Origin of the sequence: Streptomyces sp. PTY087I2, assembly GCF_001687325.1 — a bacterium.
GTDB lineage: Bacteria > Actinomycetota > Actinomycetes > Streptomycetales > Streptomycetaceae > Streptomyces.
On record NZ_LZRD01000002.1, the window covers coordinates 314,039 to 339,674 of the forward strand.

Annotated in this window: 25 protein-coding genes and 1 riboswitch; of the genes, 20 read left to right on the top strand and 5 right to left on the bottom strand. The window is 71.4% G+C overall.

Annotation, left to right across the window (positions count from 1 at the left end):
- Positions 1 to 64 precede the first annotated feature (64 nt).
- Together A3Q37_RS03200 and A3Q37_RS03205 are read left to right on the top strand one after the other, a co-directional pair.
- Positions 65 to 688 (top strand): HdeD family acid-resistance protein, encoded by a 624-nt coding sequence (locus A3Q37_RS03200; RefSeq protein ID WP_065477209.1) that lies wholly within the window; start codon positions 65 to 67, stop codon positions 686 to 688.
- Between the two features lie 145 nt (positions 689 to 833).
- Positions 834 to 1,289, top strand: coding sequence for an ATP-binding protein (locus A3Q37_RS03205; RefSeq protein WP_029182052.1), 456 nt, complete (start codon positions 834 to 836; stop codon positions 1,287 to 1,289).
- 103 nt (positions 1,290 to 1,392) lie between these two features.
- On the opposite strand, the gene idi is transcribed toward A3Q37_RS03205, so the two are convergent.
- The 4 genes from idi to galE all read right to left on the bottom strand — a co-directional run bounded on the left by idi (position 1,393) and on the right by galE (position 4,866).
- Positions 1,393 to 1,986: an isopentenyl-diphosphate Delta-isomerase gene (gene idi, locus A3Q37_RS03210; RefSeq protein WP_065477211.1), complete on the bottom strand. Its 594-nt coding sequence runs from the start codon at positions 1,984 to 1,986 to the stop codon at positions 1,393 to 1,395.
- A gap of 141 nt (positions 1,987 to 2,127) precedes the next feature.
- Positions 2,128 to 2,652, bottom strand: coding sequence for a GNAT family N-acetyltransferase (locus A3Q37_RS03215; protein ID WP_065477213.1), 525 nt, complete (start codon positions 2,650 to 2,652; stop codon positions 2,128 to 2,130).
- 113 nt (positions 2,653 to 2,765) lie between these two features.
- Entirely contained in the window at positions 2,766 to 3,707 is a 942-nt protein-coding gene (locus A3Q37_RS03220; protein ID WP_065477215.1) for a cation diffusion facilitator family transporter, read from the bottom strand.
- Between the two features lie 181 nt (positions 3,708 to 3,888).
- Positions 3,889 to 4,866, bottom strand: a complete 978-nt coding sequence (galE, locus tag A3Q37_RS03225) for a UDP-glucose 4-epimerase GalE (protein ID WP_065477218.1) — start codon at positions 4,864 to 4,866, stop codon at positions 3,889 to 3,891.
- 319 nt (positions 4,867 to 5,185) lie between these two features.
- Here galE and A3Q37_RS03230 point away from each other — a divergent pair, with 319 nt between their 5' ends.
- The 17 genes from A3Q37_RS03230 to A3Q37_RS37095 all read left to right on the top strand — a co-directional run bounded on the left by A3Q37_RS03230 (position 5,186) and on the right by A3Q37_RS37095 (position 23,144).
- A complete protein-coding gene (locus tag A3Q37_RS03230; protein ID WP_065477220.1) occupies positions 5,186 to 6,940 on the top strand; it encodes a DUF5941 domain-containing protein in 1,755 nt (584 codons plus the stop codon).
- Positions 6,937 to 7,674 (top strand): sugar phosphate nucleotidyltransferase, encoded by a 738-nt coding sequence (locus A3Q37_RS03235; RefSeq protein ID WP_065477223.1) that lies wholly within the window; start codon positions 6,937 to 6,939, stop codon positions 7,672 to 7,674. Before A3Q37_RS03230 ends, A3Q37_RS03235 begins: the two co-directional genes overlap by 4 nt.
- The gene (locus A3Q37_RS03240) at positions 7,662 to 8,723 is read left to right on the top strand and encodes an iron-containing alcohol dehydrogenase family protein (protein WP_065477225.1); all 1,062 of its coding nucleotides are present in this window, start codon (positions 7,662 to 7,664) and stop codon (positions 8,721 to 8,723) included. The genes A3Q37_RS03235 and A3Q37_RS03240 overlap by 13 nt, the downstream gene beginning before the upstream one ends.
- Positions 8,701 to 9,480, top strand: coding sequence for a CDP-alcohol phosphatidyltransferase family protein (locus A3Q37_RS03245; protein ID WP_079137634.1), 780 nt, complete (start codon positions 8,701 to 8,703; stop codon positions 9,478 to 9,480). Before A3Q37_RS03240 ends, A3Q37_RS03245 begins: the two co-directional genes overlap by 23 nt.
- Before the next feature lie 8 nt (positions 9,481 to 9,488).
- Positions 9,489 to 10,361, top strand: coding sequence for a glycosyltransferase family 2 protein (locus A3Q37_RS03250; RefSeq protein WP_176711335.1), 873 nt, complete (start codon positions 9,489 to 9,491; stop codon positions 10,359 to 10,361).
- Positions 10,362 to 10,462: 101 nt separating this feature from the next.
- Positions 10,463 to 11,392, top strand: a complete 930-nt coding sequence (locus A3Q37_RS03255; RefSeq protein WP_065477230.1) for an ABC transporter permease — start codon at positions 10,463 to 10,465, stop codon at positions 11,390 to 11,392.
- Positions 11,385 to 12,170, top strand: a complete 786-nt coding sequence (locus tag A3Q37_RS03260) for an ABC transporter ATP-binding protein (RefSeq protein ID WP_006128931.1) — start codon at positions 11,385 to 11,387, stop codon at positions 12,168 to 12,170. The genes A3Q37_RS03255 and A3Q37_RS03260 overlap by 8 nt, the downstream gene beginning before the upstream one ends.
- A gap of 424 nt (positions 12,171 to 12,594) precedes the next feature.
- Positions 12,595 to 13,506, top strand: a complete 912-nt coding sequence (gene hpnC, locus A3Q37_RS03265) for a squalene synthase HpnC (protein WP_065477232.1) — start codon at positions 12,595 to 12,597, stop codon at positions 13,504 to 13,506.
- Between the two features lie 8 nt (positions 13,507 to 13,514).
- Positions 13,515 to 14,456 carry a presqualene diphosphate synthase HpnD gene (gene hpnD / locus A3Q37_RS03270; protein WP_065477353.1) on the top strand — a complete coding sequence of 314 codons (942 nt, stop codon included), beginning with the start codon at positions 13,515 to 13,517 and terminating at the stop codon, positions 14,454 to 14,456.
- Between the two features lie 118 nt (positions 14,457 to 14,574).
- On the top strand, positions 14,575 to 15,960 hold the full coding sequence (gene hpnE, locus A3Q37_RS03275; RefSeq protein ID WP_065477234.1) for a hydroxysqualene dehydroxylase HpnE: 1,386 nt from the start codon (positions 14,575 to 14,577) through the stop codon (positions 15,958 to 15,960).
- On the top strand, positions 15,957 to 17,060 hold the full coding sequence (locus A3Q37_RS03280; protein WP_065477235.1) for a polyprenyl synthetase family protein: 1,104 nt from the start codon (positions 15,957 to 15,959) through the stop codon (positions 17,058 to 17,060). Before hpnE ends, A3Q37_RS03280 begins: the two co-directional genes overlap by 4 nt.
- 107 nt (positions 17,061 to 17,167) lie before the next feature.
- The gene (gene shc / locus A3Q37_RS03285; RefSeq protein ID WP_065477237.1) at positions 17,168 to 19,168 is read left to right on the top strand and encodes a squalene--hopene cyclase; all 2,001 of its coding nucleotides are present in this window, start codon (positions 17,168 to 17,170) and stop codon (positions 19,166 to 19,168) included.
- On the top strand, positions 19,168 to 19,815 hold the full coding sequence (locus tag A3Q37_RS03290; RefSeq protein WP_065477239.1) for a 1-hydroxy-2-methyl-2-butenyl 4-diphosphate reductase: 648 nt from the start codon (positions 19,168 to 19,170) through the stop codon (positions 19,813 to 19,815). The genes shc and A3Q37_RS03290 overlap by 1 nt, the downstream gene beginning before the upstream one ends.
- A 5-nt stretch (positions 19,816 to 19,820) precedes the next feature.
- A complete protein-coding gene (hpnH, locus tag A3Q37_RS03295; protein ID WP_065477241.1) occupies positions 19,821 to 20,840 on the top strand; it encodes an adenosyl-hopene transferase HpnH in 1,020 nt (339 codons plus the stop codon).
- The gene (locus tag A3Q37_RS03300) at positions 20,837 to 22,234 is read left to right on the top strand and encodes an aspartate aminotransferase family protein (RefSeq protein WP_065477243.1); all 1,398 of its coding nucleotides are present in this window, start codon (positions 20,837 to 20,839) and stop codon (positions 22,232 to 22,234) included. The genes hpnH and A3Q37_RS03300 overlap by 4 nt, the downstream gene beginning before the upstream one ends.
- 63 nt (positions 22,235 to 22,297) lie before the next feature.
- Positions 22,298 to 22,906: a helix-turn-helix domain-containing protein gene (locus A3Q37_RS03305; RefSeq protein ID WP_065477245.1), complete on the top strand. Its 609-nt coding sequence runs from the start codon at positions 22,298 to 22,300 to the stop codon at positions 22,904 to 22,906.
- Between the two features lie 64 nt (positions 22,907 to 22,970).
- Positions 22,971 to 23,144 (top strand): DUF6126 family protein, encoded by a 174-nt coding sequence (locus A3Q37_RS37095; RefSeq protein ID WP_176711332.1) that lies wholly within the window; start codon positions 22,971 to 22,973, stop codon positions 23,142 to 23,144.
- A 13-nt stretch (positions 23,145 to 23,157) separates the two neighbouring features.
- Here A3Q37_RS37095 and A3Q37_RS03310 read toward each other — a convergent pair whose 3' ends face one another.
- Entirely contained in the window at positions 23,158 to 23,970 is an 813-nt protein-coding gene (locus A3Q37_RS03310) for a tyrosine-protein phosphatase (RefSeq protein WP_065477246.1), read from the bottom strand.
- Between the two features lie 444 nt (positions 23,971 to 24,414).
- Positions 24,415 to 24,575, top strand: a riboswitch (cyclic di-AMP (ydaO/yuaA leader).
- A gap of 3 nt (positions 24,576 to 24,578) precedes the next feature.
- On the opposite strand from A3Q37_RS03310, the gene A3Q37_RS03315 reads away from it, so the two are divergent.
- On the top strand, positions 24,579 to 25,538 hold the full coding sequence (locus A3Q37_RS03315; protein ID WP_065477248.1) for a LysM peptidoglycan-binding domain-containing M23 family metallopeptidase: 960 nt from the start codon (positions 24,579 to 24,581) through the stop codon (positions 25,536 to 25,538).
- Positions 25,539 to 25,636: the final 98 nt, after the last annotated feature.

A 25,636-nucleotide genomic window follows, 5' to 3' on the forward strand; every position in this document is an offset into this window, starting at 1 on the left:
CCACGGTTCGAACCTATGATCAGGAAGGGGTCGCGAGCCGGGCACGCACCGTGAGGAGCTGTCGATGAACGGACCCACCACCGAGGGCAGGAAGCTCAGCCGCAGTTTCGGCTGGCTGGCGCTGCTGGGCACGCTGCTGGTGATCGCGGGCATCATCGGGCTCGTCTACACCGGTGTGGCGACCCTCACCTCGATGCTGCTCTTCGGCTGGCTGCTGCTCGTCGGAGGACTGGTCGGGCTGCTGCACGCGATCGAGTCGCGCGGCACGAGCTACTTCTGGCTGGGCGTGGTGGTAGCGGCCCTCAACATCGCCGCGGGCGTCGTCGTCATCAAGCACCCCCAGGGCACCGCCGAGGCGCTGACCATGTTCGCCGCCCTGCTCTTCCTGACCGGAGGGGTCTTCCGGCTCGTCGGCAGCGTCGTGGTGCGCGGCCCGCAGATGGGGTGGACGCTGCTACAGGGAGCCTTCGGCCTGCTGCTGGGCCTGCTGGTGCTGTTCGACTGGCCGCACAGCAGCCTGTACGTGCTCGGCTGCTTCTTCTCGCTGGCGCTGCTGTTCGACGGACTCGGCCTGATCGCCATCGGCATCGGCGGCCGACGTATCGTCAGCATGGTTTCGGAGCGGCTCGATGAGACAGTCCCGACCGCGGACGAGTCGATCGCGGCACCAGAAGACGAGCAGAAGTAGTCACCCGGTCATCAGCGACCTACAGGTTTGGTCGAATAGCGCCGATACCTGGCTACTTCCGGTCAGTGGCACGGTCCGGACCAAGCCATTCCCACACTCTTTACTCGACGGTCAGTGCAGTGCGAGTGAGAGCTGGTGCCGGACGATGGAGAGCCTCGGGAGTGCCCCTGCCGATCCCGTGTCGTACGAGGGGGTGTGGCGCTTCACCGCCCCCGCCGTGGAGGCGTCCGTGCCCAGCGCCCGGCACGCCGTACGCGACCTGCTCGGCAGGCAGGGCGTGCCGATCGAGGACGACATCCTCCAGGGGCTTCTGCTGATCGTCTCGGAGCTGGTCACCAACGCCGTCAAGCACGCGGCGCTGCTCTCGCCCGAGCTGGCCGTCGAGGTGGCCATCGGCGCCGACTGGGTCAGGGTCTCGGTCGAGGACAACCACCCCTACCGCCCCACCGCCCTGGAGACGGACTACGCCCAGACCGGCGGCCGGGGACTGCTGCTGGTCAAGGTGGTCACCGCGGAGGCGGGCGGCACCTGCGACGTCGAGCACACCGCGAGCGGCGGGAAGATCATCTGGGCGGCGCTGCCGTTGAAGACGCAGCTCTGACCGCCCCGTACGCGACGGTACGCCCGCCTCCGGACGCCTCCGCACGGAACTCCGTACGCCACCGGTCCGGCCCCCCGCCCCCCGTACGCGACCGGGCCGAGGGTCACCAGCCCGCCGAGGGCCCCGTCAGTTCACGGATCGCCGGCCGCGCCGCGTCCAGCACCGTCATGAACCACGCCGAGAACGGGTCGTCCGCGTGCCGCCTCTCCAGCTCGGACGCCGTCACGAAGGCGGTCTCGCCGACCTCCTCCGGGTCCGGTTCCAGGGCCTCCTGCGCCATTCCCACGAACAGGTGGTTGAACTCCTGCTCCACCAGGCCCGACGCCGGGTCCGGGTGGTTGTAGCGCACGGTGCCCGCCTCGGCCAGCAGCGACGGCGAGACGCCCAGCTCCTCGTACGTACGCCGGGCGGCGGCCGCGAACGGGGACTCGCCCGGGTAGGGGTGTCCGCAGCAGGTGTTCGACCAGACACCGGGGGAGTGGTACTTGCCGAGTGCCCGGCGCTGGAGCAGCAGCCGCCCCTGCTCGTCGAAGAGGAACACGGAGAACGCGCGGTGCAGCTGCCCGGGGGCCTGGTGGGCCGCCAGCTTCTCCGCGGTGCCGATGGTGGTGCCGTTCTCGTCGACCAGTTCGAGCATGATCGCTTCTGCGGTGCCGTTCGACGAGCTGTGCGTCGCGGTGGCTGGTGTGGTCGGCATACCCATCCTTCGCTTTGGTCCCCGGCCTCGTGCGCCGGGCCCCTGGAGTCCGGTCAAGTCTGCCGTACAAAAGCCGCTTGTCCGCACTCCGGGGCCGGGCATGTCCGGCCCGCCGCACCCCGCGACCGGACGGACGGGCCGTCAGACGCCGAAAGCCGCCGGATAGCGGATCAGGCCCGCCGGAACAGGAACGGAATCGTCCAGTACCAGCGCCATCATCGCCTCGTCCGGCACCTCGAAACCTGGCCGGATCCCGTAGCGCGAGGCCGGACCGAAACCGAAGCGCGGGTAGTACTCGGGATGACCGAGCACCAGCACCAGCGCCTCACCGCGCATCCGGGCGGCGTCCAGCACCGCCCGCACCACGGCCTGCCCCGCCCCCTGCCGCTGGTAGGAGGGGACCGTGGCCACCGGGGCGAGGGCGAGCGCCGGGGCGTCGCCGACCTGGCAGCGGGTGAGCAGCGCGTACGCCGCGATGGACCCGTCCGGGGCCTCGGCGACGTAACTCAGCTCCGGCAGCCACGCCTCGGCGTCGGCCCGCAGGGCGTCCACGAGGTTCGCCTCGTCCTGGGTGGGGAACGCGGCGGTGTTGACGCCGTGGACGGTCGCACGGTCCGCCGGGGTCTCCGGGCGGGTGGTCCACCGGGGGTCGGTGTGGTCGGTCAACGTGGAACCCTTGCGTGAAAGGAGTTCCGGCCCGGTCCGGCGAGGAGGGGACCCGGCCCGGAACCCGGGAGACGGGGAAGGAGCCGGTGGGGGCGGCGCCCCCGCCCCATCGCTCAGTGGCAGAGATGCGCCTCGTGCTCCGCGTGACCGCTCGGCTCCAGCTGGAAGGTGCAGTGTTCCACGTCGAAGTGGTCCCCGAGGCAGCCCTGAAGCTCGTGCAGCACCTTCTCGTGCCCTACCGAGTCGAGCATGTCCTGGCGCACCACCACATGGGCGGAGAGCACCGGCATCCCCGAGGTGATCGTCCAGGCGTGCAGGTCGTGGACGTCCAGCACCCCGGGCAGGGCCGTGATGTGGGCCCGTACCTCCGCCATGTCCACGCCCTTGGGGGCCGCCTCCAGCAGCACGTTCAGGGTCTCCCGCAGCAGCTTGACCGTCCGGGGGACGATCATCAGGCCGATCACCAGCGAGGCGATCGGGTCGGCGGCCTGCCAGCCGGTCGCCATGATGATCCCCGCCGAGACGATCACGGCGATCGAGCCCAGGGTGTCGGCCATCACCTCCAGATAGGCGCCCCGCACATTCAGGCTCTCCTTCTGCCCGCGCATCAGCAGCGACAGGGAGACGACGTTGGCCACCAGGCCGACCGCGGCGAACGCGATGGCGAGTCCGCCCTTCGTCTCGGCCGGGGTGATGAACCGCTCGACCGCCTCGAAGACCAGATAGCCGCCGACCCCCAGGAGCAGCAGACAGTTCGCGAGCGCCGCCAGGATCTCCGCGCGGGCGAAGCCGAAGGTCCGGTTCGGACCGGCCGGGCGGTTCGCGAAGTGGATGGCGAGCAGCGCCATCCCGAGTCCCAGGGCGTCGGTGGCCATGTGGGCGGCGTCCGCGATCAGGGCGAGGGAGTCGGAGAGCACGCCGCCGACGATCTCCATGACCATCACGCTCAGCGTGATCGCCAGGGCGATCCGGAGCCGTCCCCGGTGCGCGGCGGCCGCCGTTCCGGTCGGAGGCGGCCCGCCGTGCGTATGCCCGTGATCGTGGCCAGCCCCCATGCGAAACGCCTCCAGGTCCGTAGGACACGCCGGGGCACAACCGCCCCGGTCAGGCCCAGTGAACTACGGGTGGGGGGTATGGGGCAACACGGGACTGAACACCGTTGTCATCTGCTCTGACCTGCGGAAATGGTTCGCAGGTCAGAGCGTTGACACGATCAAGGACGCCGCCCGGAGCCGATCAGGGACGGGCCTCGGGGTGGTGCAGGCACCAGCCCTCCCACGCCGACTCGACCATCTCGCGCACGCCCCGCCCGGCCGTCCAGCCCAGCTCCTCCGTGATCCGCGCGGCCGACGCCACCGCCTTCGGCGCGTCCCCGGCCCGGCGCGGCTCGACGACCGGCTTCAGGTCGCTCCCCGTCACCTCGCCGATCACGTCCGCCAGCTCCCGTACCGAGACGCCCTCGCCCCGGCCGACGTTCAGCGTCAGATCGCCCGCGCCCGTCTCGTCCAGCCGCCGCGCGACCGCGAGGTGCGCCTCCGCCAGATCGGCGACATGGATGTAGTCGCGGATACAGGTGCCGTCCGGCGTCGGGTAGTCGTCACCGAAGATCCGCGGGGCCTCGCCGTGCGTCAGCCGCTCGAACATCATCGGCACGATGTTGAAGACCCCGGTGTCCGCCAGCTCCGGCGCGGCCGCCCCCGCCACGTTGAAGTACCGCAGGCAGGCGGTCGAGAGCCCGTGCGCCTTGCCGGTGGCCCGCACCAGCCACTCACCGGTGAGCTTCGTCTCGCCGTACGGGTTGATGGGGAGGCAGGGCGTCTCCTCCGTGATGAGGTCCACGTCCGGTACGCCGTACACGGCCGCCGAGGACGAGAAGAGGAAGCGCCGCACCCCCGCCGCGACCACGGCCTCCAGCAGGACGGCAAGGCCCGCGACGTTCTCCCGGTAGTACAGCAGCGGCTGCTCCACGGACTCGCCGACCTGCTTCTTCGCCGCGAGATGCACCACACCGCTCACCGCGTGCCCGGCCAGCACCCGGTCCAGCAGGGCCCGGTCGGAAGCGGAGCCCTCCACCAGCGTGACGGCGTCCGGCAGCCGCTCGACGACGCCGCTGGAGCGGTCGTCGAGCACCACGACCCGCTCGCCCGCCGCGACCATGGCCCGCGCCACGTGTGCCCCGATGTAACCCGCCCCGCCTGTGATCAGCCATGTCATGACCGCCAGCCTAAGCGCAGCCCTCGTACGGCCCGCCTCCGCGGGTTTGTGGGCCGGGCCCCCGATCGATGATGATGATCGCGAACGGCGCCCGACTGTCGCAGGTCCACCCGAACGGCGCACAAACGGGTGGTGAACTCGGTCTTCCGTTCATCCGATAGCCTCAGCCGACACGCCGCCGGCCCGCCATGTGGCCGCGCCGCCGTGTGTCGTCCACGTCAGTGCCAAGGAGTGAGTTCGTCTGTCGACCGCCATCCTCACCGGTACGCCGGTACCCGGGTCGTCGCTCGCGGACGATCTGCGCTCCCTGGGCTTCGAGGTGCAGACCGCCGCCGACGCCGGTGATGCCGCAGCCCTCCTCGCCGCCGTCCCGGCCGGCCGCCGGGTCGCCCTCGTCGATCCGCGTTTCGTGGGCCACGTCCACGCGCTGCGGCTCGGCCTGACCGACCCGCGCTTCGCCGCCGCCGCCGTGCCCGGCGCGCTCACCGCCCTGCCCGAGGCACGCGGCGCCCTGCTGCGCGCGCTCCAGCACACCACGGCCGCCGTCGGCGCGGGCGCCCCCGTCGTCGCCCCCGACACCGACCCGGCGCCCGAGGACCGCACCGTCCCCGGCCGGATCGCCGTGGCGCTGGAGGCCGAGGGCACCGCCGTCAAGCGCCCCGAGCTGGGCTCGCTCACCGCCACCGTCCCCACCGACGCCGGAGCGCGGGCGGCCGCCGAGAGCGCCCGCGACGAGGTCGACGACGAGGCGGTACGGCTGCGCAGCGCGGTCAAGGCCCACGACGGCTTCTTCACCACCTTCGCCATCAGCCCGTACTCCCGCTACATCGCCCGCTGGTGCGCCCGCCGGGGCCTCACCCCGAACCAGGTCACCACCGCCTCCCTGATCACCGCGCTCGTCGCGGCGGGCGCGGCGGCCACCGGAACCCGCGGCGGCTACATCGCCGCCGGGATCCTGCTCCTGGTCTCCTTCGTGCTCGACTGCACCGACGGGCAGCTCGCCCGCTACTCGTTGCAGTACTCCACGATGGGCGCCTGGCTGGACGCCACCTTCGACCGGGCCAAGGAGTACGCGTACTACGCGGGGCTCGCCATCGGCGCCGTACGCGGCGGTGATGACGTCTGGGTCCTGGCGCTCGGCGCGATGGTCCTCCAGGCCTGCCGCCATGTCGTGGACTTCTCGTTCAACGAGGCCAACCACGACGCGGTCGCCAACACCAGCCCCACCGCCGCCCTCTCCGACAAGCTCGACAGCGTCGGCTGGACGGTCTGGGCGCGCCGGATGATCGTGCTGCCGATCGGCGAGCGCTGGGCCATGATCGCGGTCCTCACCGCGCTCACCACGCCCCGGATCGTCTTCTACGCCCTGCTCATCGGCTGCGCGCTCGCCGCCTGCTACACCACCGCGGGCCGCCTGCTGCGCTCCCTGACCCGTCGCGCCAGCCGTACCGACCGCGCCGCCCAGGCCCTGGCGGACCTCGCCGACTCCGGGCCCCTCGCCCAGGGTGTCGCGGCCGTCGCCCCCGGCCTCCGGGGCGCGTTCACGGCTCCGGCCGTCGCCCTGCTCGGCACGCTCGTCATGATCGGCGGGGCCCTCTTCCTCCCGTACGGCAGCTGGCTCACCGTCGCCACAGCGGCGGTGTACGTGGTCCTCTCCGGCCTCGCCGTCGCCCGCCCGCTCAAGGGCGCGCTCGACTGGCTGGTACCGCCGTTCTTCCGGGCCGCGGAGTACGTCACGATCCTCGTGCTGGCGGCCCGCAGCGACGTCCCGCACGCCGTTCCCGCGGCCTTCGGGCTCGTCTCGGCCGTCGCCTACCATCACTACGACACGGTGTACCGCATCCGCGGAGGCACCGGCGCACCGCCCCAGTGGCTGGTGCGGACGATCGGTGGACACGAGGGCCGCACCGCGCTGGTGGCCGTCCTCGCCGCCGTACTCACCCATGCCTCAGGTTTCACCACGGCCCTGACCGCGCTCGCGGTCGCCGTGGCTCTGGTGGTGCTCGTGGAGTCCATCCGCTTCTGGGTGTCCTCCTCGGCGCCCGCCGTACACGACGAAGGAGAACTCGCATGATCGGCCTCGTACTGGCAGCCGGTGCAGGACGACGTCTGCGCCCCTACACGGACACGCTCCCCAAGGCGCTCGTCCCTGTCGACGGCGACAAGACGGTCCTCGACCTCACGCTCGCCAACTTCGCCGAGGTCGGACTCACCGAGGTCGCGATCGTCGTCGGCTACCGCAAGGAGGCCGTCTACGCCCGCAAGGCCGAGCTGGAGGCCACGTACGGCCTCAGCCTCACGCTGATCGACAACGACAAGGCCGAGGAGTGGAACAACGCCTACTCCCTGTGGTGCGCCCGTGACGTCCTCAAGCGCGGTGTGATCCTCGCCAACGGCGACACCGTGCACCCGGTCTCCGTCGAGAAGACCCTCCTGGACGCCCGCGGCAAGGGCCAGAAGATCATCCTCGCCCTGGACACCGAGAAGGTGCTCGCCGACGAGGAGATGAAGGTCATCACCGAGGACGGCAAGGGCGTGCAGCGCATCACCAAGCTGATGGACCCGGCCACCGCCACCGGTGAGTACATCGGCGTCACCCTCATCGAGGCCGAGGCCGCCGAGGAGCTGGCGGACGCGCTGAAGACCACCTTCGAGCGCGACCCCGACCTCTACTACGAGGACGGCTACCAGGAGCTCGTGAACCGCGGCTTCACCGTCGACGTCGCCCCCATCGGCACCGTCACCTGGGTCGAGATCGACAACCACGACGACCTCAAGAAGGGCCGGGAGATCGCGTGCCAGTACTGACCCGGCTCATTCCGTCCCCGGTCGTCGTCGACATCCGACGCGGCGCCATGGACGATCTGGCGGGTCTCCTGGCCGACCAGCGGATCTCCTCCTCGGGCAAGCTCGCCATCGCGATCAGCGACGGCTCCGGGCGCGCCCTGAAGGAGAGGCTCGCCCCGGTCCTGCCGGGTGCCGACTGGTACCCGGTCTCCGACGGCACGATCGACTCCGCGGTGAAGCTCGCCGACGGCATCAAGGGCAACCGGTACGACGCGGTGGTGGGCCTCGGCGGCGGCAAGATCATCGACGTGGCGAAGTACGCCGCGGCGCGGGTCGGGCTGCCGATGGTCGCCGTCGCGACGAACCTCTCGCACGACGGCCTGTGCTCGCCGGTCGCCACGCTCGACAACGACAACGGGCGCGGCTCCTACGGGGTCCCCACCCCGATCGCCGTGGTCATCGACCTCGATGTGATCCGTGAGGCGCCCGCCCGTTACGTCCGCTCCGGCATCGGCGACGCGGTCTCGAACATCTCCTGCGTCGCCGACTGGGAGCTGGCCCACGAGGTCAACGGCGAGGAGATCGACGGGCTCGCGGCCGCGATGGCCCGCCAGGCCGGCGAGGCCGTGCTGCGCCACCCGGGCGGCGTCGGCGACGACGGCTTCCTGAAGGTGCTGGCCGAGGGACTCGTGCTGACGGGCATCTCGATGTCGGTCGCGGGCGACTCGCGGCCGGCGTCCGGCGCCTGCCACGAGATCAACCACGCCTTCGACCTGCTCTACCCCCAGCGCGCGGCCAGCCACGGCGAACAGGTCGGCCTCGGCGCCTGCTTCGCCATGCATCTGCGCGGTGCCCGCCAGGAGTCCCTCCTGATGGCATCGATACTGCGCCGCCACGGTCTGCCGGTCCTGCCGGAGGAGATCGGGTTCAGCGTCGACGAGTTCGTCAAGGCCGTCGACTACGCGCCGCAGACGCGTCCGGGACGCTTCACGGTCCTGGAGCACCTCAACCTGTCCACCGATCAGATCAGGGACGCGTACGCCGACTATGTCTCGACCATCAGTAGCTGAACTCCGTCCGGTCGTGCACCCCCCGGGGGTGAAGGACCGGCGCAGCGGCGAGCACTGGGCCGGGCGCATGTACATGCGCGAGGTCTCGCTGCGCGTGGACCGCTACCTGGTCAACACCCGCGTCACGCCGAACCAGGTCACGTACGTCATGACGCTGGCCGGAGCCCTGGCCGCCCCGGCGCTGCTGGTGCCGGGCGTCTGGGGCGCCGTGCTCGGCGTGGTGATGGTCCAGCTCTACCTGCTCTTCGACTGCGTGGACGGCGAGCTGGCCCGCTGGAAGAAGCAGTACTCGCTCAGCGGGGTCTATCTGGACCGGGTCGCCGCCTATCTGTGCGACGCGGCGGTGCTGGTGGGCCTCGGCCTGCGGGCCGCCGACATCTGGGGCGAGGGCCGGACCGACTGGCTCTGGGCGTTCCTCGGGACGCTCGCGGCGCTCGGCGCGATCCTGATCAAGGCCGAGACGGACCTGGTGGGCGTGGCCCGTCACCAGGGCGGGCTGCCGCCGGTGAAGGAGGCGGCCTCCGAGCCGCGCTCCTCCGGGATGGCGCTGGCCCGCAAGGCCGCAGCCGCGCTCAAGTTCCACCGGCTCATCCTCGGTATCGAGGCGTCCCTGGTGATCCTCGTGGTGGCCGTCGTGGACGCGATCGGGGGCGACCTCTTCTACACCCGCCTGACCGTGGCGGTCATGGCCGGCATCGCGCTGTTGCAGACCCTGCTGCACCTGGTGTCCGTCCTGGCGTCCAGCAGGCTGAAGTGACCTTTCCCATGAAACTGGGCGCGGTGATCATCACCATGGGCAACCGCCCGGACGAACTCCGCGCCCTCCTCGATTCGGTCACCGCCCAGCACGGTGACCGGATCGAGGTCGTGGTGGTCGGCAACGGCGCCCCGGTCCCCGACGTGCCCGCCGGGGTGCGCACGGTGGAGCTGCCCGAGAACCTGGGCATCCCCGGCGGCCGCAACGTCGGCATCGAGGCGTTCGGCCCCTGCGGGGCGGACGTGGACGTGCTGCTCTTCCTGGACGACGACGGGCTGCTCCCGAACCGGGACACCGCCGAGCTGTGCCGGCAGGCCTTCACGGCGGACCCGAGGCTCGGGATCGTCACCTTCCGCATCGCCGACCCGGACACCGGCGCCACCCAGCGGCGGCACGTGCCCCGGCTGCGGGCCGCCGACCCGATGCGCTCCTCGCGCGTCACGACGTTCCTGGGCGGCGCCAACGCCGTACGCACCAAGGTCATCGCCGAGGTCGGCCCGCTGCCCGAGGACTTCTTCTACGCCCACGAGGAGACGGACCTCGCCTGGCGGGCGCTGGACGCGGGCTGGATGATCGACTACCGCGCCGACATGGTGCTGAACCACCCCACCACCGCCCCGTCCCGGCACGCGGTCTACCACCGCATGGTCGCCCGCAACCGGGTCTGGCTCGCCCGCCGGAACCTGCCCGCCCCGCTGGTCCCCCTCTACACGGGGGTCTGGCTGCTGCTGACCCTGGTCAGACGTCCGTCGCCGCCCGCGCTGAAGGCATGGTTCGGCGGATTCCGGGAAGGCTGGTCGACCCCCTGCGGAACCCGGCGCCCGATGAAGTGGCGTACGGTGTGGCGGCTGACGAGGCTGGGCCGACCTCCGGTCATCTGAGACGCTTTCCTCTGAGAGCATGAGGCGTATTTTCTTTCCGGAACCTGTCCGCCTGAGCCGCGCCCGCGACTGGCTGCGCGTGAAGACGAGAGTTTCAACTTGTGAGTGACACGACCCACGACGGTGGGGTAGCCCTCGGGACCCCGCCGTCCGCCGACGAGGGCCTCGACGCGGCCCAGCTGGCCGCCAAGTACGGCCTGACCGTGAGCGGCGCCCGGCCGGGGCTGTTCGCGTACATGCGACAGCTCTGGGGCCGACGCCACTTCATCCTGGCCTTCTCCCGGGCGAAGCTGACCGCCCAGTACAGCCAGGCCAAACTGGGCCAGCTGTGGCAAGTGGTCACGCCCCTGCTGAACGCCTGTGTCTATTACCTGATCTTCGGCCTGATCCTGGGGACCAGGGAGGGGATCCCCCACGACGTCTTCGTACCGTTCCTGGTCACCGGCGTCTTCGTCTTCACCTTCACCCAGAGCTCCGTCATGGCGGGCGTCCGGTCGATCTCCGGCAACCTCGGCCTGGTCCGGGCCCTCCACTTCCCCCGGGCCTCGCTCCCCATCTCCTTCTCGCTCCAGCAGCTCCAGCAGCTGCTCTTCTCGATGATCGTGATGGTCGCGGTCACCGTCATCTTCGGCAGCTACCCCTCGCTGTCGTGGCTCCTGGTGATCCCCGCCCTGCTGCTCCAGTTCGTCTTCAACACCGGCCTGGCCCTCGTCATGGCGCGGCTCGGCTCCAAGACCCCCGACCTCGCGCAGCTGATGCCGTTCGTGATGCGCACCTGGATGTACGCCTCGGGCGTCATGTTCTCCATCCCGGTGATGCTGAAGGACAAGCCGCAGTGGATCGCGGACGTGCTCCAGTACAACCCGGCGGCGATCTACATGGACCTGGTCCGCTTCGCCATGATCGACGGGTACGGCTCCGAGAACCTGCCGGACCACGTCTGGGCCGCCGGCCTGGGCTGGGCGGTGCTGCTGGGCGTCGTGGGATTCGTGTACTTCTGGAAGGCGGAGGAGCGGTACGGCCGTGGCTGACGACAACGCGCAGGGGCGCATCCCCACGGTGATCGCCGACGACGTGCACATCGTGTACCGGGTCAACGGCGCGGGCGGCGGCCGGGGCAGCGCCACCGCCGCGCTGAGCCGCATGCTGCGGCGCGGCAAGGGCGAGCCGCGCGGCGTCCGGAAGGTGCACGCCGTACGCGGTGTCTCCTTCACCGCCTACCGCGGCGAGGCCATCGGCCTCATCGGCACCAACGGCTCCGGCAAGTCGACGCTGCTGCGGGCCATCGCCGGACTGCTGCCGACCGAATCCGGCCATGTCTACACCGACGGCCAGCCCTCGCTGCTCGGCGTGAACGCGGCCCTGATGAGCGACCTCACCGGCGAGCGCAACGTCGTGCTCGGCGGTCTGGCCATGGGGATGACCCAGGCCGAGATCCGCTCCCGCTACCAGGAGATCGTCGACTTCTCCGGCATCAACGAGAAGGGCGACTTCATCACCCTGCCGATGCGGACGTACTCCTCCGGCATGGCGGCGCGGCTCCGTTTCTCGATCGCCGCGGCCAAGAACCACGACGTCCTCATGATCGACGAGGCGCTGGCCACCGGTGACCGCAAGTTCCGCATCCGCTCCGAGGAGCGGATCCGCGAGCTGCGCAAGGAGGCGGGCACGGTCTTCCTGGTCAGCCACAACAACAAGTCGATCAGGGACACCTGCGACCGCGCGCTGTGGCTGGAGAAGGGCGAGCTGCTGATGGACGGCCCCACCGAGGAAGTCCTCAAGGCGTACGAGCGTGAGACGGGCAAGTAGTTCAGGGCGCCCCCTGGCCCATCCCGCGGCCCCTGCCGGACCGGTCCGGCAGGGGCCGCGCGGTGCCCGTCGCCGGGGCGGGCCCTCCGCAGTAGGGCCCAGGGTCGATCTCCTCCCGGCGGATGACGTCAAGTCAGCCGTGTGCGGGGAAGGTTGACGGGTGCGGCGGGGAAGCGGTGGCGACCGCTCCACCCCGCCGGTCCCCGGTGAGCTGTACAACGTAAGCTGGAGCGGTGCTGATTCATGGCAAGTAGGGCGATATGCCGCGGCACCGACGCTCTGCCGCAGTGCACTCGGAAGACTGAGCGGCGTGTCCGAAAAGGGTTGTTTTGGGTCAGCAGTGTAGAACGGGAGATGTGACGGCAATGACGGAAGATCTCCAGCTCCGACGTGGTTTCGCCGTCCCCGCGCCGGGCGGTCGGCAGTGACCTCGACCCCCACGGCGCGCACCGGTGACGCCACCCTCGGCAAGGCCGCGGACGAGAACTTCCCCGTGGCCCCCTTCTTCCTGCCCCGCGCCTGGCGCGGCGACCTGATGGCGGTCTACGGATTCGCCCGGCTCGTCGACGACATCGGCGACGGCGACCTGGCCCCCGGCGGCGCCGACGCCCGCCACCTCGGCCTGGAGCCGGAGCAGACCGACGACCGCCTCGCCATGCTCGACGCCCTGGAGACCGACCTCCGCAGGGTCTTCGCCACCACCGGCGAGGAGCCGCACCACCCGCTGCTGCGCGACCTGCGCCCCACCGTGCGGCGCCGCGCGCTCACCCCCGAACCCTTCCTCGGCCTGATCGAGGCGAACCGCCAGGACCAGAAGGTCCGCCGCTACGGCACCTACGCCGAGCTCGCCGCCTACTGCGAGCTCTCCGCGAACCCCGTCGGCCGCCTGGTCCTCGGCCTCACCGGCACCACCAGCCCCGAACGCGTCCGCCGCTCCGACGCGGTCTGCACCGCACTCCAGATCGTCGAGCACCTCCAGGACGTCGCCGAGGACCTGGAACGCGACCGGATCTATCTGCCCGCCGAGGACATGGAGCGCTTCCGGGTCACCGAAGCCGACCTGGCCGCGCCCTCCGCCGGAGCCTCCGTGCGCGCCCTCATCGCGTACGAGGCCCAGCGCGCGAGCGAGCTGCTGGACGAAGGCCCCCCGCTGGTGGGCAGCGTCGACGGCAGGCTGAAGCTGCTCCTCGCCGGATTCGTCGGGGGCGGCCGCAGCGCGCTCACGGCGATCTCGGCCGCCGGGTTCGACGTCCTGCCCGGACCGCCCAAGCCCACCAAGCCCAGCCTGCTGCGTGAAGTGGGAACCGTCTTGCGAAGAGCGCGTGGAGAGAGGTGAGCCGGACCGTGGAGGGACAGACGACGTACATGTCGCCGCCGGTGCAGGCCGCATACAGTTACTGCGAAGCGGTCACCGGACAGCAGGCCCGTAACTTCGCCTACGGCATCAGGCTGCTGCCGTACGAGAAGCGGCAGGCCATGTCGGCGCTGTACGCCTTCTCCCGTCGGGTCGACGACATCGGCGACGGAGAGCTGGACGCGGGGACCAAGCGGACCCGGCTGGAGAGCACCCGCGAGCTGCTCGACCGGGTCCGGCACGGCAAGGTCGAGGAGGACGACACCGACCCGGTGGCCGTCGCGCTCGCCGACGCCGCCCGCCGCTTCCCGCTCCCGCTCGGCGGGCTCGACGAGCTGATCGACGGCGTCCTGATGGACGTCCGGGGCGCGACCTACGAGACCTGGGACGACCTGAAGACCTACTGCCGGTGCGTCGCCGGAGCCATCGGACGCCTCAGCCTCGGCGTCTTCGGCACCGCGCCCGGCGCCCGCGGGGCCGAGCGGGCAGCGGAGTACGCCGACACTCTCGGCCTCGCCCTCCAGCTCACCAACATCCTGCGCGACGTCCGCGAGGACGCGGGTAACGGGCGCACCTACCTGCCCGCCGACGACCTGGCCAAATTCGGCTGCTCCGCCGGCTTCCACCGCACCACCCCGCCCCCCGGCTCCGACTTCGCCGGCCTCATCCACTTCGAGGTCCGCCGCGCCCGCGCCCTGTTCGCCGAGGGCTACCGGCTGCTGCCGATGCTCGACCGCCGCAGCGGCGCCTGCGTCGCGGCGATGGCCGGAATCTACCGCCGCCTCCTCGACCGGATCGAGCGCGACCCCGAGGCCGTCCTGCGCGGCCGGGTCTCCCTCCCCGGCCACGAGAAGGCCTACGTCGCGGTGCGCGGCCTGTCCGGCCTGGACGCCCGCCACATCTCGCGGCTCACCGCCAGGGGGCGAGCCTGATGCGGCCGTGCGGCTCCGGCCCCCGGGCAACCTTCCGGTGGCCCGACGCGTCACTGACTGCGACGATCTGCAAGATGAGGACCCGGCAGACGGACACGACCCGGCGGGAGGGGCAGGCATGAGCGACGAGAGCCCGCGCCCCGTCGGCGTCGTCGTCGGCGGCGGCCTCGCCGGGGTGACGGCGGCGCTCCGCCTCGCCGACGCCGGACTCGACGTGACCCTCCTGGAAGGCCGGCCCCGCCTCGGCGGCCTCGCCTTCTCCTTCCAGCGCGGCGACCTCACCGTCGACAACGGCCAGCACGTCTACCTGCGCTGCTGCACCGGCTACCGCTGGTTCCTCGACCGGATCGACGCCGCGCACCTGGCCCCGCTCCAGGACCGCCTCGACGTGCCCGTGCTGGACGTGGGCCGGGCCGCCGGGCCGCGCCTGGGACGGATCCGCCGCACCGCCCTGCCCGTACCGCTGCACCTGGCGGGCGGTCTCGCCGCCTATCCGCACCTCTCGCTCGCCGAGAAGGCGGCCGTGGGCCGGGCCGCCCTGGCGCTCGGCCGGCTCGACCCCGCCGACCCCGAGCTGGACCGGATCGACTTCGCCACCTGGCTGCGCCGGCACGGCCAGTCCGACCGCGCCATCGAGGCACTGTGGGACCTCGTCGGCGTCGCCACCCTGAACGCCACCGCCCCGGACGCCTCCATGGCGCTCGCGGCGAAGGTCTTCAAGACCGGCCTGCTCTCCGACCCCGGCGCCGCCGACATCGGCTGGGCCACCGTCCCCCTCGGCGACCTGCACGACACCCTCGCCCGCAAGGCCCTGGACACCGCCGGCGTCCGCACCGAACTCCGCGCCAAGGTCGGCTCCCTCACCCGCACCGAGGACGGCCGCTGGAGCGTCGAGAGCGCGGGGGAGCGGATCACCGCCGACACCGTCGTGCTGGCCGTGCCGCAGACCGAGACCCACGACCTGCTGCCCGCGGGCGCGCTGGACGAGCCCGAGCTGCTGCTCGACATCGACAACGCGCCCATCCTCAACGTGCACGTCATCTACGACCGCAAGGTGCTGCGCAGGCCGTTCTTCGCCGCGATCGGCTCCCCGGTCCAGTGGGTCTTCGACCGCACCCACTCCTCGGGCCTCAAGGGCCCCGGACAGTATCTGGCGGTCTCGCAGTCGGCCGCCCAGGCCGAGATCGACCTCCCCGTCGCCGAGCTGCGCACCCGCTACCTGCCCGAGCTGGAGCGGCTGCTGCCCGCCGCCCGCGGCGCGGGCATCCGCGACTTCTTCGTCACCCGGGAGCGCACCGCCACCTTCGCGCCCGCCCCGGGCGTCGGGCGGCTGCGCCCCGGCCCCCGCACCCGGCTGCCCGGCCTCCAGCTGGCGGGGGCCTGGACCGACACCGGCTGGCCCGCGACGATGGAGGGTGCCGTGCGCAGCGGTGGCGCCGCCGCCGACGCGGCCCTCCACGACCTCGGCCGCCCCCCAGGACATCCGCTTCAGGAGGCGGCATGAGCAGTACCACCGGAACAAGAGGAGAGTCTGTGACCCCGGCGAATCCGGCTTTCGACACCGTGGCCGACACCGCGGACGTCACCGCGCTTCTGGAGCGCGGACGAGCCCTGTCAGCGCCGGTCCTGCGGGCTGCCGTGGACCGGCTCGCGCCGCCCATGGACACCGTCGCCGCATACCACTTCGGCTGGATCGACGCCGAGGGACGCCCCTCGGACGGCGACGGCGGCAAGGCCGTACGCCCCGCGCTCGCCCTGCTGTCCGCCGAGGCGGCGGGCGCCCCGGCCGAGGCCGGCATCCCCGGCGCCGTGGCCGTCGAACTCGTGCACAACTTCTCGCTGCTGCACGACGACCTGATGGACGGCGACGAACAGCGCCGCCACCGCGACACCGTGTGGAAGGTGCACGGCCCCGCCCAGGCGATCCTGGTCGGCGACGCGCTCTTCGCCCTCGCCTACGACCTGCTCCTGGAGCTCGGCACGGTCGAGGCGGGCCGCGCGGCCCGCCGGCTGACCTCCGCCACCCGCAAGCTCATCGACGGGCAGGCCCAGGACATCTCCTACGAGCACCGCGAGCGGGTCACCGTCGAGGAGTGCCTGGAGATGGAGGGCAATAAGACCGGCGCCCTGCTGGCCTGCGCGGTCTCCATCGGCGCGGTGCTCGGCGGCGCCGACGACCGCACCGCCGACACCCTGGAGGCGTACGGCTACCACCTCGGCCTCGCCTTCCAGGCCGTCGACGATCTGCTCGGCATCTGGGGCGACCCGGAGTCCACCGGCAAGCAGACCTGGAGCGACCTGCGCCAGCGCAAGAAGTCCCTGCCGGTCGTCGCCGCGCTCGCCGCGGGCGGCGAGGCCTCCGAGCGCCTGGGCGAACTGCTCGCCGCCGACGCCAAGAGCAACGACTTCGACAGCTTCTCCGAAGAGGAGTTCGCCGCCCGCGCGGCGCTCATCGAGGAGGCGGGCGGCCGCGAGTGGACCGCCCAGGAAGCCCGTCGTCAGCACGCCATCGCCATCGAGGCGCTGCACGCCGTCGACATGCCCCACCGGGTGCGCGAGCAGCTCACCGAGCTCGCCGACTTCGTGGTGGTACGAAAGAGATGATCACTTTCTCCATATGACTCGCAGTCGCCGGCCGGCGCCCTCACCGGGGCGCCGGCCGACGGAGACCCCAGCACAGCAGAGAACCGACTGCACGTAAGGGGAAGCTCATGACAGCGACGACCGACGGATCGACCGGGGCCGCGAAGATCACCGGGGTCCCCGCCGACGATCCGACCGACACGAGAACCGCCGCGACGGACGTGACCGACGCCGCGCGGCGGGCCGCGGAACGCTCCGTGGAGCACCTCCTCGGCCGACAGGACGAGCAGGGCTGGTGGAAGGGCGACCTCGCCACCAACGTCACGATGGACGCGGAAGACCTGCTCCTGCGCCAGTTCCTCGGCATCCAGGATGCCGAAACCACCCGGGCCGCCGCCCTCTTCATCCGCGGCGAACAGCTCGGCGACGGCACCTGGAACACCTTCTACGGCGGACCCGGCGACCTCTCCGCCACCATTGAGGCGTACGTCGCCCTGCGGCTGGCCGGGGACCGCCCCGACGAACCGCACATGGTCCGCGCCTCCGGCTGGATCCGGGACCAGGGCGGCATCGCCGCCGCCCGCGTCTTCACCCGCATCTGGCTGGCCCTGTTCGGCTGGTGGAAATGGGACGACCTCCCCGAACTCCCGCCCGAGCTGATGTTCTTCCCCAAGTGGGTCCCGCTCAACATCTACGACTTCGGCTGCTGGGCCCGGCAGACCATCGTGCCGCTCACCATCGTCTCCGCGAAGCGCCCCGTGCGCCCCGCGCCCTTCGCCCTGGACGAACTGCACACCGACCCGGACGACCCCAGCCCGGCCAGAAAGCTTGCCCCGCCCACCAGTTGGGACGGGCTCTTCCAGCGCCTAGACAAAGGGCTGCACCTCTACCACAAGGTCGCCCCGCGCCCACTGCGCCGGATCGCGATGAACGTGGCCGCCCGCTGGATCATCGAACGCCAGGAGAACGACGGCTGCTGGGGCGGCATCCAGCCGCCCGCCGTCTACTCGATCATCGCCCTGCACCTCCTCGGCTACGACCTCGACCACCCGGTCATGAAGGCGGGCCTGGCCTCGCTCGACCGGTTCGCCGTCCACCGCGAGGACGGCGCCCGGATGATCGAGGCCTGTCAGTCGCCCGTCTGGGACACCTGCCTGGCCACCATCGCGCTGGCCGACGCCGGAGTGAGGCCCGACCACCCCGCCCTGGTGAAGGCCGCCGACTGGATGCTGGCCGAGGAGATCACCCGCCCCGGCGACTGGTCGGTCCGCAAACCCGAACTGCCCCCGGGCGGCTGGGCGTTCGAGTTCCACAACGACAACTACCCGGACATCGACGACACCGCCGAGGTCGTCCTGGCGCTGCGCCGGGTGCGCCACCCCGACCCCGCCCGGCTGGAGGCCGCGATCGCCCGCGGGGTCCGCTGGAACCTCGGGATGCAGTCCCGCAACGGGGCCTGGGGCGCGTTCGACGCCGACAACACCAGCCCCTTCCCCAACCGGCTGCCCTTCTGCGACTTCGGCGAGGTCATCGACCCCCCGTCGGCCGACGTCACCGGCCATGTCGTGGAGATGCTCGCCGTCGAGGGGCTCGCGAACCACCCCCGTACCCGCGAGGGCATCGAGTGGCTGCTCGCCGAACAGGAGGCGTGCGGCGCCTGGTTCGGCCGCTGGGGCGTCAACTACGTCTACGGCACCGGGTCCGTGGTGCCCGCCCTGATCGCCGCCGGACTGCCTGCGGGACACCCCGCGGTCCGCCGGGCCGTCGACTGGCTGGAGTCCGTCCAGAACGACGACGGCGGCTGGGGCGAGGACCTGCGCTCCTACCAGGAGGAGAAGTGGATCGGGCACGGTGAGTCCACCGCCTCCCAGACCGCCTGGGCGCTGCTCGCCCTCCTCGCCGCGGGACGCCGGGACACCGCGTCCGTCGCCCGGGGCGTCACCTGGCTCACCGAGGCGCAGCAGGCCGACGGTTCCTGGGACGAGCCGTATTTCACCGGCACCGGATTCCCCTGGGACTTCTCGATCAACTACCACCTCTACCGCCAGGTCTTCCCCCTCACCGCACTCGGGCGCTATGTGCACGGCGACCCGTTCGCGGACCGCCCGGACGCCGCCGAGGGGGCCTGATGGGCGATGCGCGAGGGCCCGGGAGCCCCGTGACGCCGCTGCTGGTCGCCTGCGCCCTCGGCATCGAGCAGGTGGCCCTGCGCAGCGGCAGGGGCGCCCCGGGCCCGGTCCGGGTCCTGCGCACCGGGATGGGGCCCCGGGCGGCGGAGGCGGCCGTGGCGCGCCTCCTGGGCCCCGGCGGGGTCCCCGACGCCGCCGTGATCGCCTCCGGCTTCTGCGCCGGACTCGCCCCGGGGATGCACCCCGGGGACCTCGTCGTCGCCGAGGAGACCCGCGACGCGGACGGCACCACCCCCTGCACGGGCACCGGCGTCCTGGTCGCCGCCCTGACCCGCGCTTTCCCCGGCCGCAGGGTCCACACCGGCCCACTCACCGGCTCCGACCACGTCGTACGGGGGCCCGAGCGGGCCGCGCTGCGGGCGAGCGGGGCCATCGCGGTCGACATGGAGTCCGCCGCGACACTGCGTACCGCCCTGTGTCACGGACCGCGCCCGGTTGCGGCCGTCCGGGTGGTCGTGGACGCTCCAGAGCATGAGCTCGTCCGCATCGGCACGGTCCGCGGTGGAATATCGGCGTTCCGCGTACTTCGTGCCGTCCTTCCGGCTTTCTATGAATGGCACCGATCTTTACTGCTCCCCTGGAGGTGAGCTAGATGGCCATGCCGCTCCGTCAGTCCATCAAGGTTGCGACGTATCTCTTCGAACAGAAGCTCCGCAAGCGTGAGAAGTTCCCGCTGATCGTCGAGCTGGAGCCGTTGTTCGCCTGCAACCTCGCCTGCGAGGGATGCGGCAAGATCCAGCACCCGGCCGGTGTCCTGAAGCAGCGCATGCCGGTCGCCCAGGCGGTGGGCGCGGTGCTCGAATCCGGGGCCCCCATGGTCTCCATCGCCGGTGGCGAGCCGCTGATGCATCCGCAGATCGACGAGATCGTGCGCCAGCTCGTCGCACGGAAGAAATACGTCTTCCTCTGCACCAACGCGATGCTGATGCGGAAGAAGCTCGACAAGTTCACCCCGTCCCCGTACTTCGCCTTCGCCGTCCACATCGACGGGCTGCGCGAGCGGCACGACGAGTCGGTCGCCAAGGAAGGCGTCTTCGACGAGGCCGTCGCCGCGATGAAGGAGGCCAAGGCGCGCGGTTTCCGCGTCACCACCAACTCCACCTTCTTCAACACCGACACCCCGCAGACCGTCATCGAGGTCCTCAACTACCTCAACGACGACCTCAAGGTCGACGAGATGATGATCTCGCCCGCCTACGCGTACGAGAAGGCCCCCGACCAGGAGCACTTCCTGGGCGTCGACCAGACCCGTGAACTCTTCAAGAAGGCGTTCGCGGGCGGCAACCGGGCCCGCTGGCGGCTCAACCACTCGCCGCTCTTCCTGGACTTCCTGGAGGGCAAGGCGGACTTCCCGTGCACCGCCTGGGCGATCCCGAACTACTCCCTCTTCGGCTGGCAGCGCCCCTGCTACCTGATGAGCGACGGCTACGTACCGACATACCGTCAGCTCATCGAGGAGACCGACTGGGAGAAGTACGGCCGCGGCAAGGACCCGCGCTGCGCCAACTGCATGGCGCACTGCGGCTACGAGCCCACGGCCGTGCTCGCCACCATGGGATCGCTCAAGGAGTCCCTGCGGGCGGCGCGGGAGAGCGTGGGCGGCAACCGGTGACGGACGGCGGGCCGGGCGGATTCGACCTCGGGCGGCTCCTGGCCGAGCGCGGGGCCGAACGGTACGAGCTGCATGCGCGCCATCTCAACCACCAGCTGCCGCGCATGCTGCACACCATCGGCTTCGACAAGGTCTACGAGCGGGCCGAGGGCGCGTACTTCTGGGACGCGGAGGGCAACGACTACCTCGACATGCTCGCCGGATTCGGCGTCATGGGGATCGGCCGGCACCACCCGGTCGTAGCCAAGGCCCTGCACGACGTGCTCGACGCCCAGCTCGCCGATCTCACCCGCTTCGACTGCCAGCCGCTTCCCGGGCTGCTCGCCGAGAAGCTGCTGACCCACAGCCCGCACCTGGACCGCGTCTTCTTCGGCAACAGCGGCACCGAAGCGGTCGAGACGGCGCTGAAATTCGCCCGGTACGCCACCGGGAAGCCCCGGGTCCTCTACTGCGACCACGCCTTCCACGGGCTCACCACGGGCTCGCTCTCGGTCAACGGGGAGAGCGGCTTCCGCGACGGCTTCGCCCCGCTGCTCCCCGACACGGCCGTCCCGCTCGGCGACCTCGACGCGCTGCGCCGCGAGCTGAAGCGGGGCGACGTCGCGGCCCTGGTCGTCGAGCCGATCCAGGGCAAGGGCGTGCACGCCGCGCCGCCCGGCTATCTGCGCGAGGCCCAGGAGCTGCTGCACCGGCACAAGGCGCTCCTGATCGCCGACGAGGTCCAGACGGGCCTCGGGCGCACCGGCGACTTCTACGCCTACCAGCACGAGGAGGGGGTGGAGCCCGACCTCGTGTGCGTGGCCAAGGCCCTCTCCGGCGGCTATGTGCCGGTCGGCGCGACCCTCGGCAAGGACTGGATCTTCCGTAAGGTCTACTCCTCGATGGACCGGGTCCTCGTCCACTCCGCGAGCTTCGGCTCCAACGCGCAGGCGATGGCGGCCGGGCTCGCCGTCCTGACGGTGATGGAGGACGAGGAGACCGTCGCGAACGCCCGGCGCACCGGCGATCTGCTGCGCGAGCGGCTGGCCGCCCTGGTGGACCGCTACGAGCTGCTGCACGAGGTGCGCGGCCGCGGGCTGATGATCGGCATCGAGTTCGGCCGGCCCTCCTCGCTGAAGCTCCGCAGCCGCTGGACCATGCTCCAGGCGGCCCGCAAGGGGCTCTTCGCCCAGATGGTCGTGGTGCCGCTGCTCCAGAAGCACCGCATCCTCACCCAGGTCTCCGGCGACCACCTGGAAGTGATCAAGCTGATTCCGCCGCTGGTCATCGGGGACGCGGAGGTGGACCGCTTCGTGGCGGCGTTCACGTCCGTCATGGAGGACGCGCACAGCGGCGGCGGGCTGATGTGGGACTTCGGCCGGACGCTGGTGAAGCAGGCCGTGGCCAACCGCTGACCTGCTGTTTGCCTCTGAGGCAAGATATTTGCCTCAGAGGAAAGGTCCTGGCCCAATGGAGGCATGAACCCTCCGGACGAAGGGGCGCCGGACGAGCTCCCCGGCGTCGCACCCCGACTGCGCGATCTGCGCCGTGCCCGAGGCCTCACCCTGGAGGCCGCGGCCCAGCGGGCCGGACTCTCCCCGGCCCATCTCTCCCGGCTGGAGACCGGCCGCAGGCAGCCCTCGCTGCCCATGCTGCTGGGGCTCGCCCGGATCTACGGTACGACGGTCTCCGAGCTCCTCGGCGAGCAGCCGCCCGAACGGGACGCGATCATCCGCGGCGGCGGCTTCGAAGGGGCGGAGGCCGACGGCTGGATGTACCGGCAGGCGGGCGGCTCCGGCCGCGCGATGCAGGCGCTGCGGGTACGCGTCCCGTACGGCGCCCAGGGCGACCTGGTCCGGGTCCACCCCGGTGAGGAGTGGCTGTACGTCCTGGAGGGCCGGCTGCGGGTCGGGCTCGGCGACACCGTCCACGACCTCGAACCCGGCGACAGCGCCCACTTCGACTCGCTCACCCCGCACCGGATCGCGGCCGTCGACCGCCGCGGCGCGGAGCTGCTCTTCGTCCACTCCCTGTTGCAGAGCCCCGCCGCCGAGCTCTGTCTCGGCGGCGGACGGCACCCGCGCTGACCGGCCGATCCCGTCGGCCCCACTCCGTACTCCACCGGCCGCGAGGCCGACAGAGAGGACCGTCATGTCCGATTCCGAACACTACGACCCGCTGGGCCCCGGACGCCGCAAGGACGAGGACCCGCAGGAGAAGCGGATGCCGCGCGGCGTCATCATCCGGCTCTTCGCCTACCTGGTGGCGGGCCACATCATCGCGGCCTTCCTCTACCTGCTCTTCGTGGTGGCCGGGAGCAAGTGACGGCGCCGAGCGGTCAGCCCGCGTCGAGCAGCCGCTCGCGCAGCCGCTCCCGGGTCTCGGGGGAGATCCTCAGCCCCTCGGAGAGATAGCGGTCCGTCGTCCCCCAGTTCTCCTCGATGGCCGCGAAGGCCGCCGCGAGGTAGGCGGGCCGCGCCCCGAACAGCGGGTCCAGCAGCTCCTGCACCTCGGGCGACATACCGGCCCCGGACGGGTCGGAGCGCTTCACCTTGTACCGGCGGTGGAGGTCGTTGGACTTGAGGTAGTCCTCCTCGATCGCCTCCGGTACGACGCCGACCGCGAGCAGGGCGACCGCGATCGAGAGGCCGGCCCGGTCCTTGCCCGCCGCGCAGTGCATCAGCGCCGGGACGCTGTCCTCGGCCAGGGCGTGCAGGACCCGGCTGTGCTCGGCGGTGCGGTCCTCGATCGTCGCGCGGTACATCCGGATCATGCGGTCGACGCCCTTGCCGCCCGAGAGGACCGAGCGCAGCTGCTCGATGTTCCCGCTGCCCACCAGCCGCCAGAACTCCGCGCCGTCGGCCGGGTCCGAGAGCGGAATGCTGACATTGCGGACACCGGCCAGCTCGATGTCGTACCCGTCGAGCCGATGGTCGGCGGAGTGGCGGAAGTCGAAGATCGTGTGCAGTCCAAGGCCGCCGAGGAAGGCCGCGTCCTCGGCGGTGGCGTGCGCCAGGTGGCCGCTGCGGTAGAGCCGGCCGAAGGCGGTGCGCCGCCCGTCCGTCGTGGGGAGCCCGCCCACGTCGCGGAAGTTGCGGACTCCGGTCAGCACGGTCTCTGTCGGCGGGACCTGCGGCAGCTGCTGCGTCACGGGGACTCCTGGGATCTCGGGCGTCGGCGCGGCTCTCCGGCGAGGGCGCTCCCGTGACGATACGACATCGATTCGACGGAAAATCATCACGGTTGCCTCCTCGGTGACGGGTCCCGGGGAGGGCGGGCTGACGCAGCGTCAGGAGCGCCGCTCGCGGCATGTCCGTATTGGTGCATTTCGCAGAACATGCCCCGCTAATGGGGGAGATGGGATTTCGGAGGTGAGCGGGATCATATCCGTGACGGTCCGTGGCGAGCGCCCCGAGAGGCATTCCCGTTGCCCGTACGGAAATCCAAGATCCGTAATCCACGGAGTGTGACGGGAAATCCGGAGCGATATCGAATCGATGATTCCGCCGGGCAACCGATGGCTTGTTCCGCCCGTCCTGACCGGTTTACGGTCACCGTCAATCCGGACGGATCGCCTAATCCTGCCGCCGCCCGGAATTCGCACCCACCCACTCACGTGTGGCAGGAGCGGGGGAACCAGGTAAGCCGCCGATCCGGAGAGATCCGGACCGGCTAGGGGTGAAGTCGCCGCAACGCGACCGGGCATCTCCAGCCCGAACCCGACAGCTCACCTCGCAGGCGCCGGAGAGGAACTTCCCCATGCCCGCAAAGGGTAAGCACCGTCGTCCGAAGTCCGGCCCGATCTCCCGCGGCGTCCTCGCCGCAGGGACCGGCGGCGCCGCACTCGCCCTCCCGCTCATCGGCGCCACCGCCGCGAACGCCGCCGGCCAGACCGCCCCGGCCGCCAAGCCGGCCGCCGCCTCGGTCGCCGCCGCGCACACCGCCCCGGCCGCCGCCCCCGCCGCGTCGAAGACCGCCCCGAAGACGTACTCCGTGGTCGCCGGCGACTACCTGTCGAAGATCGCCGCCGAGCACCGCCTCAAGGGCGGGTGGGAGAAGCTCTACCAGGACAACCGCTCCACCGTCGGCGACAACCCCAGCCTGATCCACCCGGGCATGAAGCTGACCCTCGGCGCCAAGAGCTCCGCCCCCGCCGCGAAGTCCGCCGCCCCCAAGGCCGCCCCGAAGAAGGCCGAACCGGCCCCGAAGGCCGCGCCGAAGGAAGAGGCCCCCAAGGGCGACACCATCTCCGCCGACGACTCCGAGGGCTCCGCCGCCTCGGCGCAGACCGGCTCCGCCGAGGCCACCGGCTCCGGCTGGTCCGCCCCGCTGGCCAACGCCAACGTCACCACCCAGTACCGCGCTTCCGGCTCCAGCTGGTCCAGCGGTTACCACACCGGCTCGGACTTCCAGGCCGCCTCCGGCACCCCCGTCCTCGCCATCGGCCCGGGCACCGTCGTCTCGGCCGGCAACAGCGGCGCGTACGGCAACGAGGTCGTCATCAAGCACGAGGACGGCATGTACTCCCAGTACGCCCACCAGTCCGCGCTGAACGTCTCGGTCGGCCAGACCGTCACCGGCGGCCAGCAGATCGGCCTCTCCGGCTCCACCGGCAACTCCACCGGCCCGCACCTGCACTTCGAGGTCCGCACCGGCCCGAGCTACGGTTCGGACGTCGACCCGATCGCCTACCTGCGTCAGCACGGCGTCTCCCTCTGACCCGAGCGGCGACGAAGAGTGTCCGAGGGGCGGTGCGCGGCGGCGCACCGCCCCTCACTTTATTCCGGGTTTACCGAAAACTGACCGGGTGGTCTATC

Excerpts from the sequence above, each read along its gene's own strand:
- A3Q37_RS03200 (WP_065477209.1), top strand. The coding sequence starts at position 65 with ATGAACGGACCCACCACCGAGGGCAGGAAGCTCAGCCGCAGTTTCGGC.
- A3Q37_RS03205 (WP_029182052.1), top strand. The coding sequence starts at position 834 with ATGGAGAGCCTCGGGAGTGCCCCTGCCGATCCCGTGTCGTACGAGGGG.
- idi (WP_065477211.1), bottom strand. The coding sequence starts at position 1,986 with ATGCCGACCACACCAGCCACCGCGACGCACAGCTCGTCGAACGGCACC.
- A3Q37_RS03220 (WP_065477215.1), bottom strand. The coding sequence starts at position 3,707 with ATGGGGGCTGGCCACGATCACGGGCATACGCACGGCGGGCCGCCTCCG.
- galE (WP_065477218.1), bottom strand. The coding sequence starts at position 4,866 with ATGACATGGCTGATCACAGGCGGGGCGGGTTACATCGGGGCACACGTG.
- A3Q37_RS03235 (WP_065477223.1), top strand. The coding sequence starts at position 6,937 with ATGATCGGCCTCGTACTGGCAGCCGGTGCAGGACGACGTCTGCGCCCC.
- A3Q37_RS03245 (WP_079137634.1), top strand. The coding sequence starts at position 8,701 with ATGTCTCGACCATCAGTAGCTGAACTCCGTCCGGTCGTGCACCCCCCG.
- A3Q37_RS03250 (WP_176711335.1), top strand. The coding sequence starts at position 9,489 with ATGAAACTGGGCGCGGTGATCATCACCATGGGCAACCGCCCGGACGAA.
- hpnE (WP_065477234.1), top strand. The coding sequence starts at position 14,575 with ATGAGCGACGAGAGCCCGCGCCCCGTCGGCGTCGTCGTCGGCGGCGGC.
- A3Q37_RS03280 (WP_065477235.1), top strand. The coding sequence starts at position 15,957 with ATGAGCAGTACCACCGGAACAAGAGGAGAGTCTGTGACCCCGGCGAAT.
- shc (WP_065477237.1), top strand. The coding sequence starts at position 17,168 with ATGACAGCGACGACCGACGGATCGACCGGGGCCGCGAAGATCACCGGG.
- A3Q37_RS03290 (WP_065477239.1), top strand. The coding sequence starts at position 19,168 with ATGGGCGATGCGCGAGGGCCCGGGAGCCCCGTGACGCCGCTGCTGGTC.
- hpnH (WP_065477241.1), top strand. The coding sequence starts at position 19,821 with ATGGCCATGCCGCTCCGTCAGTCCATCAAGGTTGCGACGTATCTCTTC.
- A3Q37_RS03305 (WP_065477245.1), top strand. The coding sequence starts at position 22,298 with ATGAACCCTCCGGACGAAGGGGCGCCGGACGAGCTCCCCGGCGTCGCA.
- A3Q37_RS37095 (WP_176711332.1), top strand. The coding sequence starts at position 22,971 with ATGTCCGATTCCGAACACTACGACCCGCTGGGCCCCGGACGCCGCAAG.
- A3Q37_RS03315 (WP_065477248.1), top strand. The coding sequence starts at position 24,579 with ATGCCCGCAAAGGGTAAGCACCGTCGTCCGAAGTCCGGCCCGATCTCC.